Origin of the sequence: Undibacterium hunanense (genome assembly GCF_014284335.1) — a bacterium.
GTDB lineage: Bacteria > Pseudomonadota > Gammaproteobacteria > Burkholderiales > Burkholderiaceae_D > Undibacterium > Undibacterium hunanense.
In genome coordinates this window covers 26,289-38,567 of record NZ_JACOGF010000020.1, presented here as the reverse complement: position 1 = coordinate 38,567, position 12,279 = coordinate 26,289, and the positions used below count along the sequence as shown (strand labels likewise).

Sequence of the window (12,279 nt, the reverse complement as noted above, 5' to 3'; positions counted from 1 at the left end):
TTTTGAAGACACGTTTTCGATGCGGATATCGCTTGATCGGTGCGCGTGGCGCACTACGAAAAACGTAAAATTGCTACGGAGTAGGGTGCGCCACGCGCACCAATTTGTGTTATCTCTTTATTGCCACCATCTTAATTACACGCGCTGACCGCTTCAAACACCCCGCCAAAACGCTGCAATGCCATTACCCGCATGATCAGGGCCTGCTCAGGCGTGATGACGAGTGCATTCTGTGGTGAGGTGCCTTGCGTCATCAACAATGCCTTGTCCTGCGTATGCGCCAGGCCAAGCACATGGCCCAGCTCATGCCCTAGCGGTTTGCCCATAGCGAAATAGCGATTGGCGTGTCTGTCCGGACGGTTCATCAGCACATCATTGAATACCGCCTTACCGGCGGGCAGATTGCCAAAGGCATCCGCAACCGTGCCTGCCGGATTGGGCATGGCTGCTGCAAAAATGACGGACAACTGGTTGATGTTGTCATTCCATGCTGGTATCTCTGTCGCAGGTTTGAACCTGAAATGGAAGACAATACGCGCCTGCTGATAGTAACGGTTGACCAGTTCCATGTAAGGCAACAATTGTTCCGGCCTGTTCCAGATGGCGGAGTCTTTGAAATACACGTCCACATGGATGCCTATCAGCCTGTTGCTTTCTGCTGCCGTGCACATTGCCTCGTTGGCCTCGCAGCCTGGCTGCTGGTTTGGGAATATGCGCAATTCACGCGGCAGGCTGGCTGCATGTAATTGCGACCAGTCCAGCGGCTGCCATTGATATTCAGGCGGGATGAGTTTGCTGCATTCTGTTGCGGGGGCTGTTTCTTCTGCACGGATTGCCGCAGCGCCGACCAGTATGGCGGCCAGGCCAGCAAACTTCAAGAACCGGGCGTACTGCGTCAGCAGATGGCGATAGGTAGGCATGCGTTTCACGTTGGCGTCATCAATAAGCGTTGGAGATTGACTGCCAGTTTAGCGCTTCAACATGGATAAAAGTAAAATTTTAACGGCAGCCGCTTGCTCGGTTTGCCAAGTTTGCCAAGTTTGAAATACGAAACGATATATTTAAAACGGGATATTTAAAACGCGATGTTTTAAACACTATATCTCGAACTTGACGAGCGGCTGCCTACCACATCAATGCATGGCTACTGCACCCAGATTGACTGGTTTATCCGCTACACCATCTGCCCGGTCCAGGCGTCCTGCCAGTGTCGTCAGGGCCCAGGCACCGACAACCACCAGTGCACCTATCCATGGCGTGGTCATCAGGCCGAAGCGGCTGACGATCAGGCCACCGGCCCAGGCACCGGCGGCTATGCCGACGTTGAAAGCAGCAATGTTCAGGCCGGACGCTACATCAATGGCTTGTGGTGCATCGCGTTCTGCACGCTGTACCACATACACTTGCAAACCCGGCACATTGCCAAAAGCAACCGCACCCCAGGCCAATACTGTCAGCAATGCCAGCCACTTGTTGTGTGCAGTGAAGGTCAGCACCAGCAAGACCACAGCCAGCAGGGCAAAAATAATTTGCAGGGCACGTATGGGGCCTTTTTTATCAGCCAGTTTGCCACCCCAAATATTGCCCACGGAAACCGATACCCCATACACCAGCATCACCAGACCCACGGCCGAAGGTGAAAACCCGCTGATGTCTTGCAGTATTGGTGCCAGATACGTAAATGTGATAAAAGTGCCGCCATAACCCAGCGCCGTCATGGCATACACCAGTAACAGGCGCGGCTTTTTCAGAACCGCCAGTTGGGTCAGTAATAAAGCCGGAGCAGCGCTGGCAATATGGCCGGGTATCAGTATCCAGCTGCCGATAAAGGCAATCACACCCAGCAAAGACACGGCCAGAAAGGTCGCCTGCCAACCAAAATGCTGACCGATGAAGGTGCCCAGCGGCACGCCTGTCACCAGTGCCACGGTCAGACCGGTAAACATCAGGGCAATGGCGCTGGCAGCTTTTTCTTTGGGTACCAGGCCAGTAGCGATGGTAGACCCGATGGAAAAGAACACGCCATGGGCCAGCCCGGTCAGGACACGGGCAGCCATCAGCGCATGGTAGCCGGGGGCCATCCAGGCGACCAGGTTACCGATGGTGAACAAGGCCATCAGACCCAGCAGCAATTGCTTGCGTGGCAGGCGCCCAGTCAGTGCCGTCAGGACTGGTGCGCCAACGGCTACACCCATGGCGTACAGGCTGACCAGCAGGCCAGCCGAAGGAACCGACACCTGCAGGCTGTCGGCAATGGTGGGGATCAGGCCGACAATCACGAATTCTGTCGTACCGATGGCAAAGGCGCTGAGAGTGAGCGCCCATAAGGCGAGAGGCATAGTGGCTCCTGAATAAATCCTGAATAGATCATGAATAGACTAAAACAGCCCACATTGTGCAGTTTGATGCTGCAAAGAAAAATGCCTGCGGTTACACTAGACTTTTGACTGGGAGTCACTAATGCTAGGTCTGGATGTACTCACTGCCTTTGTCGCCGTCGTTGATACCGGCTCGTTTTCTGCAGCGGCGGAGCGACTGGGCCAGACGCCGTCCGGCATCAGTCGCAGCATGTCGCGGCTGGAAACACAGCTGGGCATGACTCTCATGACCCGCACCACGCGCCGGCTGGATTTGACGGAAGAGGGAACATGGCTCCTGCAAAGGGCGAGAAAGCTGCTGGCCGACCTGCAAGATACCGAAGATCAATTAACGGCCAGATTGTCACAACCGTCTGGCCTGGTCAGGGTAAATGCAGCCACGCCTACACTTGATCATTTGCTCGCACCGCTGGTGGCCGATTTTATGGATGCCTATCCGCTGATACGGCTGGAACTGGTCAGTGGCGAAACCTTTGTTGACCTGATCGAAGAGCGTGCCGACCTTGCCATACGCATCGGTAACCTGACCGATTCCAGCCTGCATGCACGTCGCCTGGGCAATAGCCGCCTGCGTGTGGTGGCAGCGCCGCATTATCTGGCGCGTCATGGTGAACCGAAAGAAGTGAGCGACCTGCAACACCATCGCCTGCTAGGCTTTACCACACCTGCCAGCCTGAACACCTGGCCGCTGGCCGGTTCAACTGCAAATTCCAATTCCAATTCTGATTCTGATCCCGATTTTGATCCTGATTTTGACCCCGATTTTGATCCATTAGGCAGGCAGGGTGGTCTGGTGATCGATGCAACAGTCAGCGCATCAAACGGCGAAACCCTGCGCCATCTGGCGTTGAGCGGGGCAGGCATTGTCTGTCTGGCAGATTTTATGACCACGGCAGATCGCGCCCATGGTCGCCTGGTACCGGTATTGGCCAGTAAGGCTTTGCCCTGGTCTCAGCCGGTGTGGGCCGTGTTTTACAAACAGGAAGCCATCGCCCCGCGTGTCGCGGCATTCCTGAGTTTTTTAATGACACGCCTGCCGCTGGATAAAGAATAAGGCATCGATGATTGTTTAAAGGAAAGGCGTTGCAATTTATGCCTGTTTATCATCTAATTGATGTCTGCCACCCATGCAGAATTGTCGCGTAGTTCCAAGATAAACCAAAAAAAATGCCCACTATGAAAAGAACGAAACAAGCATTCCATCGCCAATTTTTATCCATGACCGTGATCGCTGCAATCGCCAGCCTGTCTGCTTGCGAAAAGCATGAAGAACCCAAAACCGCGGCATCGTCTTCGGCAACTGCATCTGCAGTGGCTGCAACCACGACAGCCGCCAAGCCTGCGGTCAAGACTTATGATGGTCCGTTTGGCCTCGCAATGGGCATTAGTGACAAAGAAATACACGAGATTTTTGGCTTTACCAATACTGCAGAAGCGACCCACGTTTATACAGGAACGCCACCCAAGCTTGGCCCTGGATTTACGAAATACTATGTAATCGCTACGCCTGTTGCGGGTGTTTGTCGGATACGTGCAATCAAGGTGATCAATTCTGTGAATGACAGAGGTGATCAGCTCAAGGAAGAAGCAGATAATTTGGCGTCTCTGATGGAAGAAAAGTACGGGAAACCGAGCGGTAAATACAATAGTATTGCCAATGATATCTACCGCAGGAATCCACAATACTGGATGCTGGGTTTGAAGGAAAAATCTGTCGTCTATGGTTATGACTGGGAGAAAGGAAAAAACACTGCCGCTTTGCCAAACAATATTGACTCTATAGATATCACCGTCACTGGTTATTCTCTGGATTCAGGTAGTGTCGGTGTCACTTATGACATGACGAATTTCAAAGAGTGCGAGAAAGAATACAAAAAAGCCAAAGCGAGTAATCTGTAGAGTAATTTGTAGTTCGCTATGACATTCATCGTATCAGTCATATCCATCACACGATATGACTGATCAGCATTCGCCAAATTACCAAACAGTACACCAAACAGCAAAGATCGTTGTCTGAAATGATAGCCAACCAGCGACCTCACCACCCGGCAATGCTGCGCAATGTTGCCGTGTCATTTTTGTTGCTGACTGCTGCGGCAGGTTGTCAAAAACCTGCCGCATCTGATGCCGGAAAAGCTCTGGCCCATGCCTCTGCCACCTCCGCTTTTCTGCCTGCAATAGCTTCAGAAGCCAGCGCGGGAACAGCGCAGGCAAGCAGCAGGCTCGCCTACAACGGCCCGCTGGGTCTGGCCATGGGCATCACCGAAGCTGAACTGACCGGTCAACTGGCCTACAGCGCTTCAGACAAGGTAAGGCATTTGTACACTGGCAAACCACCACAACCGATGGCAGATTTTTCTGACTATTTTGCCCTGGCCACACCCTTGAGCGGCTTGTGCAGGATCGGTGGATATGCCCGCTTTGATACCGTCAATGGCAGTGGTGATCAAATCAGGGGAGCAGTAGACCGCATCGCTGCCAGCCTGGAAGAAAAATACGGCAAACCCAGCAAGAAAAAAGACGTCATCAGCGTTGATGTCTATCGCAAAAAGCCACAATACTGGATGGTGGGCCTGAAAGAAGGATCCGTCAGCTATGGCTATCGCTGGGCCGCAGGTAGAACGGTAAAAGATTTGCCCGACGATATCATGAACATCATCGTCTATGCCCAGGCGGAAACCATTCATCAGGGCGGGGTAGGGGTGATCTATGAATTCTCGAATTATGCAGATTGCCAGAAAGAGTTGAAGAAAGAAAACCCCAAAAAGAGATAATAAATAGAGGTACCGAATAGATGTAATAAATAGTGGAATAGTGGCATTACAGCAATGCCCTGCTTCCTGGTTTTATCGGCACCGTGCATCTCTTGGTGCATGATTTAGTGCTTGTTGCAACATTGATCATGTTGTAATGTGTTATGTGATTTTCGCTATTTGTCCAATTTCCCCGTGCCGCCATGAAAGCACCTTTTTTTGCTAAAGCCGAACCCTGTCAGCCAAGGGCTATGACAGGCGTTGATGCGCGGCAAAAACAGACACTGGCTACAGTGGCTGCCAGCGTGCATGATCAGCGGCCCGCCGCCCTTGCGCAGCGAAAGTTGCAGCAGATGGCCAACCACAGTCCGCAAGCACGGCGACTGCAAGCCTGTGCCCAGTTGATGGAGCAGGGAAAACCAGGCAAGGAAGCCAAACCGGTGGCATCTTCTGCACAGGCCAATGGTTTGCCAGCCCAGTTAAAAGCAGGCATAGAAGCCCTGTCCGGCATGCGCATGGACGATGTGCGCGTGCATTACAATTCGTCCAAACCAGCCCAGCTGAAGGCGCATGCCTTTGCCCAGGGCAATGCCATCCACCTGGCACCGGGGCAAGAACAGCATTTGCCGCATGAAGCCTGGCATGTGGTGCAGCAGGCGCAAGGACGGGTTCGTCCTACCTTGAAAATCAAACAGGGTGTTGCCGTCAATGATGATGCCGGGCTGGAACAGGAAGCCGATGTCATGGGGGCAAAGGCATTGAGTCAGGGCGGGGCGATACAACAAAAGCGCGTCGCACAAAATCAGATCAGCGCGCAGTCTGCTTCATCGCCTGGAGCCGATCGGCAGTATGAGCACGTGCCCGTGCAGCGTATTGTCCATAAACTAAAAACGGCCAGATCAGACCCGTATAAGAATGCGATTAAACTGGAAGGCGTTGATCCAAAAGAGATGCGGGAAAAAATGGATGACCCAAACAGGCACTATATTTATGATAAAAAGAAGAAGGCCCTGGTAGAGGTTCCTGCACCAGACGATAAAAAGAAAATAAAAAAATCGGATTTTGTTCTTGAGCACATACGAAAATCACAATCAGTAAGAGGCAGGCGTTCTAAGATAAATTCTACGAAACTCAAACGCATCACGGGAATTTTTGAAGTTTCTAAAGGCATTTTAAAGAAAGCGAAACAAAATAAGGGAAACAAGGTCAACGATTTGCACCTTATCTTAAAAAAGATGTTTACCAATGTGATTGACAGAAACAGCAATGCTCGGTTCACAGCTCATTTTTCGATTGGGCAAGTACATTTTTCTGTTAATGTAGCCAACCAAAGCAATCTGCGCACTTACAAGGATTTGCTGGCGGTTACTCATGTTTCTCTGGCGGGAACCAAAGGGAAAAGCAGCTATGCCAGCCTGACTGAAAATAATCTCTATCCAACAGTTGGTGGCGGAAGTGAACACTTCAAGTATCTGTATGCCCTGGAGTCCTTGCGCAACCATGAATTTATTCCGTCTTTGGTGTTGAAGAGCCAGCAAGTGGAAGGCAATAAGATTGATCCTGAAGATATCATCGATCCCGAGAAATTTGGTATCCATGAGTTAAGTGGCGCTGCTGGAAAAGACAGTGATCAGTTTAAGAATCAGCGCATCGACAATACTGACAGACTGCTCGACGAAATAGATGACGATGATGATTTAAAAAAGAAAATATTGACTGATCCAAAAGGCTATGAAGAAACATGTAAAGACATGTGCGCTATTTTTTAAGAGTTTATTTTTCGCTTGATTGCGAATACGTTTCGATAATTTCATCGCCACTTGCATTCAGTAGCGTGAAATGATGAAATGATGAAATGAATGCTGAAAAATCAGCAGATACAACATGGCTGGCGTGATGTATCTGCTGTATTTGTCAGGCTATTACTTCAAGCGCAGTTGCAACTCAGCCCCTGCCTGTAACATCGCCGACCGTACTGCCGGTACCGTGCTCAACACATTCAACAAGCCAAAGTCATGAATCATGCCCTTGTAGCGGACGGTAGTTACTGCTACACCGGCACTGGCCAGCTTCTGACCATAGGCTTCACCTTCATCACGCAGCACATCAAATTCAGCGGTTTGTATCAGTGTTGGTGGCAAACCCTTTAACTGCTCGGTGCTGGCTTGCAGAGGCGATGCGTAGATTTCCTTGCGCTTTGCCTGGTCGGTGGTGTAATTGTCCCAGAACCATTTCATCATATTGCGGGTCAGGAAATGGCCATCGGCAAACTGCTGGTAAGACGCATTGTCGAAACTGGCATCCGTCACTGGCCACAGCAAGACCTGTGAACGCAGTTTGGGTTCGCCTTTTTCTTTCGCCATCAGGCTGACCACGGCTGCCATATTGCCGCCTACACTATTGCCTGCTACTGCCAGGCGGCTACCATCCACGTGGATTTCTTTGCCATGCTCTGCTACCCATTTGGTCGCTGCATACGCCTGCTGTATGGCGACGCCATAACCTGCTTCTGGTGACGGTGTGTAATTCACAAACACGGCCACTGCACCAGACTGTGCCACCAGGTCGCGTACCAGACGTTCATGGGTATGGTAATCGCCCAGCACCCAGCCACCACCGTGGAAGAACATGAACGCAGGCAAGGTTTTCTTGACACCAGCCGGGCGCACGATGGTCAGCCTGACATCGCTGCCGTTGAGCTTGACGATTTTTTCAGAGACATCAGCCTTGGGCAAAGTCAGTTTCACGCCTGCCTGCGCGCCGACCAGTACGGCACGCGCATCGGCGACAGACAGTTGTTCCAGTGGCTTGCCACCACCGGCCTGCAAGGCTTCTAGGAAGGCCTGGGTAGTTGGTTCCACACCCGGGCTACCGGCGGCAAAGGCATTGGTAACAGATAAGCTGATGGCAGTCGCTGCCAGGATGGTCTTCAAGTGGTTCATGGTATGTCCTGTGATGATGGATGGGGTTGTGATGCGTCAGGTTTACACCAGGGTCAATGTGACGTCGATGTTATTGCGCGTCGCATTCGAATACGGGCAGACGATATGGGCGCGGGCGATCAGGTCTTCGGCCACGGTTTTGTCCATGCCGGGCAGGCTGATCTTCAGTTCAACTTCTATGCCGAAACCTTGTGGTATCGCACCGATGCCGACACTGCCATTGACTTCAACATCTGCCGGAATGGCGATCTTGTCGCGCTGGCCGACAAATTTCATCGCACCCAGAAAACAGGCTGAATAACCGGCAGCAAACAATTGCTCCGGATTGGTCGCCGCGCCACCCGCACCACCCAGTTCTTTGGGGGTAGACAGCTTGATATCCAGTACGCCATCCGAAGAAACAGCACGGCCATCACGACCACCGGTGGCTTTGGCATACGCACGATAGAGAACTTGAGCTATAGACATACAATTTCCTTTCAGTTTGTGCAGCCGGTATGGCTGCGAAAATAAAACACATGGGTTTGCTACGGTGTTGCTGGCGTTGCTGGTTTTACTGCTGCTGCTACTTTTACTGCATTTTTTTCTTGAATTTAAATCGCTACAAAATAAATAGTGAGCTATATAAATGATATGAAGCAAGTAGCTAAACTGATGACACACTTGCCTGCTCTTGCAGCCATTCTTTGTAATCCCACATAAATAGATTACTATTAAATAGCTCACTATATAAAAACAACAATCGAATTTGCTAAAAACTACCTTGCATTCGTCAAGAAACCAAGCTGCGTAGGTGAGATTAGCGTAGCGTAATCGCACATATGCTATGCCTGAAAATCACGAAGATATTTCAAATCGGCATTTAAATATCACAAGCCGTGGCTCACATTCGTACGATTACGCTCCGCGAATCGTACCTACTGCTTCTGCATCTACTACCTTCATGCATTCTTCAAAATCGCTTCCCGCAATGCGATAATTTCTTCCTTCAAGCCTTTGATCTGGTCTGACGAACATTCTGTCGCACACATCACCGACACCGGCAGGGCAGATGCTGCCTTGCGCATGTCATTGCCAGCTTTGGTCAGTGAAATGATGACCTGTCTTTCATCGCTGGCGGCCCGGACCCTGGTGATCAGTTCCTGCGCTTCCATGCGTTTCAGCAAAGGTGTCAGGGTGGCTGAATCCAGTATCAGACGGGCACCGATGTCATTCACGGTTTGCGCATCCTGCTCCCACAACACCATCAGCACCAGGTACTGCGAATAGGTGATGCCCATGCCTTTCAATAGCTTGCGATACAGCTTGTTCATTGCCAGTGAGGTGGAATACAAGGCAAAGCACAACTGATCACCGAGCTGCGGTACTGGCATGGATTTGGTGTTGGGCGTTTTCATGTTTCACATAATATATAGCGTACTATCTAATAGCAAGTTATTTTTAAAAATTAATTGTAACGGCATTTATGATCGCAATTGTATGGACGGTAATGGCGGCAGCTATTGCCATATCTTCCGTTGGTTAATTCCTGCTTGCGCTCACCGGCCCCAGATAGCCAGATGACAGCTTGCCCTGATGCAGCACGATCTTGTCCACCACAATGCCGGGGCGTATGCCATACACATGCAATTGATGCTTGCCTGCCGCCAGCGTGCCCACCGGGGTGCTGGCAATGCGTGTGGCATTCAATACACCCTGCGCCCATTCTGCACTGCCATCTTTGACATCGAGTTGTACCAGTTGAGGTGCGCCATCATCAATGGCAATGGCCAGCTCCAGTACCGTACCGCTGAGAGGTTGAGTGGGGATGAGGTAGGCTGAAAACTGGTAGTTGCCCGCACCGTCTGTACCGTCCAGCGTAAATTCATAATCCAGACGCGGTGCTGTGCTTGCTGCCTGCGCCAGTGGGATGGCAGCGGCCGTGGTGGGGAACAAGGCCATAGTGCCAGCACCAGTGCGGCCCAGGCCGGGTATCAGTTCCCAGCGCATGCTGCCATTTGCACGCTGATGTTGGAATTGTTCGGCCTCCATGGCGACCACTGATGCGGTGGGCGGTGCTACAGGTGCTACAGGTGCTACGGGTGCTGCAGCGACAATATCTGTAGCGGGCGCCTGCCACTTGCTGATGCGCATGGATTTCCACTGATCATCTGCCGGTTCTGCTGCCATGATGCCACGCCATTTGCCAGCTGCCAGTGGGCCGTTCCAATGGGCGTTGATGGTTTGCAGTTGCTGGTCGGCGTTGATGGCGGCAGCACGGTTGCCGCGTTCGGTTTCAAAATAACGCAGATTCGCCAGGGCCGATGCCTGCACCGGGTAGGCCACCAGTTCAAAAAATGCATCTTGCTGGTCGGCGCGCAGTTGCTTGCCAACTTTGCCAACGCGGCTTTGCAATTGCGTAAATGCCGCCAGCCTTTGTGTGATTTCGTCAGGGCTTAGTGCGCTCGGGCGTGGGCTTTCTTTGGGCAGCCACCATTGCAGGTGTTCTGGCTTGCGCTGGTAATTCAGTTGGTAATACTCTGACATGATGGCGGCAATTTCTGTTGCCTGTGTTGCCCCAAATTCACGCCCGGCCCACTGTCGCAAGTAGGTGGACAGTTGTGCCAGCGGCCAGCGTTGCATGTCCCAGGCCATTTGCAAAAAGAATTCGGTGCCGATTTCTGCTGGTTTCAGGTCGCCGACATTGGCTATCCATATGTTACGGGCACCGTTGTCGTAAGACTTGCTCATTTCTTCCCAGATCAGGGCCGGGGGCGTGGTGCTTAGCCACAGGTAAGACAAAGGTGCGCCCAGATATGACAGGTGGTAATATACGCCAAAGCCACCTGCACGCTTGCGTTCTTCTGCAGTGGCAAAGCTGCGCACATAACCAAAATTGTCATCCGGCCAGATGATGGTGACATCGTCCGGCACCTGCAGGCCCTGACGGTACAGAGGCAATACTTCTTTATACGCACAAAATACCTGCGGTACCTGATTGATGTCGGGGTTCACGTATTTGTTTAACAGACGACGCTGGTCGCTAAAGATGGTTTCCAGCACCTGCCTGCGTTCTATATCCGTTTTTGGCCCCTGCATTTTGGAATCATGGATGCCGCGCATACCCAGGGTATAGATGTTTTCATAGCCGCCATTGCTGCGCAGGCGTTCTTCCCAATAAGCACGCACGCCATCTGCATTGCTGACGTAATTATAGCTTTCTGGCGCGGCCTTCCATTCGCCGACATTATTGCGCAGCATGGGTTCAGCATGGGATGATCCCATGACGATGCCATAGTCATTCGCCAGCGCCGCATTGGCAGCCAACTGGTTGAAAGGCGGGCTGACTGCATGCATGGCAGGCCACAGGGTATTTGCCTTCAGGCGCAGCAACAGTTCAAACACTTTGGCATAGGTCTTGGGGCCTATGCCCTTGTGTTCTGGCTCAAAATTGTTGGCCGCCCACACATGCAGGCCCCAGTCTTCGTCATTGATGAAAATGCCGCGATACCTGACCGAAGGCGGTCCAAAGCGCCGTGTGCCTGCTGCCATGTACAGGGCTGCTTTCTTTTCCGGTGCCACATCTGCCCACCAATGCCACGGCGACACACCGATGGCTTGCGACAATTCATAAATGCCAAAGGCGGTGCCGCGTGCATCACTGCCCACAATGACCACGGCATTATCCACACCCGGCATGGGTGCGGTGACACTGGCGACAACAAAACTTTCCCACGCGCCACGCAGGTTGCCAATGTCTAGCTTGCCTGCCGCCACCAGTTGATCCAGCAAGGGGGATTTGCCCAGCGTGCCGACCAGGATCAGCGACGTGGATTTGATGGCAGAGGGCGAGCTAATATGTGCGTGCCGCCCGGTGACACGCTCCAGGTCAGTCGCCAGATCACGCGCCGCCAGTTGCACGACTTTGGCATCGCCATCAGCCAGCACGATCTGTGTGGGTTTGCTGGCGTCGGATATGACAGCCGAACCGGGCAGGACAACACTGCTGATCCAGTCATCATGGGGACTGCTCTGCGCCAGCACAGGGCTGCATAACAGGAAAGACGAAGCCAGCAAGCTAATCAATATGCGGCAAAGTCTGGCGAAAGCGTGCATGGCGGGTCGTCCTGTCGAGTGTCATCTATAACCCGCATTGTAGGAGAACACTACCCGCCGGGGCGGCAGACCAGCCCGCCACGCTCAAACAATCGACAAGATGATTGCTGT

At 52.2% G+C, this 12,279-nt stretch carries 10 protein-coding genes; 4 read left to right on the top strand and 6 right to left on the bottom strand.

Going from position 1 to position 12,279, the window contains the following annotated elements; all coding sequences use genetic code 11:
* Positions 1–131: 131 nt before the first annotated feature.
* Both H8L32_RS25535 and H8L32_RS25530 read right to left on the bottom strand, forming a co-directional pair.
* A complete protein-coding gene (locus H8L32_RS25535; protein WP_186950686.1) occupies positions 132–929 on the bottom strand; it encodes a zinc metalloprotease in 798 nt (265 codons plus the stop codon).
* A gap of 204 nt (positions 930–1,133) precedes the next feature.
* Positions 1,134–2,339: an MFS transporter gene (locus H8L32_RS25530; RefSeq protein ID WP_186950685.1), complete on the bottom strand. Its 1,206-nt coding sequence runs from the start codon at positions 2,337–2,339 to the stop codon at positions 1,134–1,136.
* 121 nt (positions 2,340–2,460) lie between these two features.
* Between H8L32_RS25530 and H8L32_RS25525 the strand changes: the two genes are divergently transcribed.
* The 4 genes from H8L32_RS25525 (at position 2,461) to H8L32_RS25510 (ending at position 6,900) form a co-directional block, all read left to right on the top strand.
* On the top strand, positions 2,461–3,432 hold the full coding sequence (locus H8L32_RS25525; protein WP_186950684.1) for a LysR family transcriptional regulator: 972 nt from the start codon (positions 2,461–2,463) through the stop codon (positions 3,430–3,432).
* A 122-nt stretch (positions 3,433–3,554) separates the two neighbouring features.
* Positions 3,555–4,277, top strand: coding sequence for a hypothetical protein (locus H8L32_RS25520; RefSeq protein WP_186950683.1), 723 nt, complete (start codon positions 3,555–3,557; stop codon positions 4,275–4,277).
* A 110-nt stretch (positions 4,278–4,387) separates the two neighbouring features.
* The gene (locus H8L32_RS25515; RefSeq protein WP_186950682.1) at positions 4,388–5,152 is read left to right on the top strand and encodes a hypothetical protein; all 765 of its coding nucleotides are present in this window, start codon (positions 4,388–4,390) and stop codon (positions 5,150–5,152) included.
* A 182-nt stretch (positions 5,153–5,334) separates the two neighbouring features.
* Entirely contained in the window at positions 5,335–6,900 is a 1,566-nt protein-coding gene (locus H8L32_RS25510) for an eCIS core domain-containing protein (protein WP_230412419.1), read from the top strand.
* Between the two features lie 153 nt (positions 6,901–7,053).
* Here the strand turns inward: H8L32_RS25510 and H8L32_RS25505 are convergent, their stop codons facing one another.
* The 4 genes from H8L32_RS25505 to H8L32_RS25490 form a co-directional block, all read right to left on the bottom strand.
* Positions 7,054–8,073: an alpha/beta hydrolase gene (locus tag H8L32_RS25505; protein WP_186950681.1), complete on the bottom strand. Its 1,020-nt coding sequence runs from the start codon at positions 8,071–8,073 to the stop codon at positions 7,054–7,056.
* Between the two features lie 42 nt (positions 8,074–8,115).
* Positions 8,116–8,541 carry an organic hydroperoxide resistance protein gene (locus H8L32_RS25500; protein WP_186950680.1) on the bottom strand — a complete coding sequence of 142 codons (426 nt, stop codon included), beginning with the start codon at positions 8,539–8,541 and terminating at the stop codon, positions 8,116–8,118.
* Between the two features lie 473 nt (positions 8,542–9,014).
* The gene (locus H8L32_RS25495) at positions 9,015–9,470 is read right to left on the bottom strand and encodes a MarR family winged helix-turn-helix transcriptional regulator (protein ID WP_186950679.1); all 456 of its coding nucleotides are present in this window, start codon (positions 9,468–9,470) and stop codon (positions 9,015–9,017) included.
* A 124-nt stretch (positions 9,471–9,594) separates the two neighbouring features.
* Positions 9,595–12,168: a glycosyl hydrolase 115 family protein gene (locus tag H8L32_RS25490; protein ID WP_186950678.1), complete on the bottom strand. Its 2,574-nt coding sequence runs from the start codon at positions 12,166–12,168 to the stop codon at positions 9,595–9,597.
* Positions 12,169–12,279 lie beyond the last annotated feature (111 nt).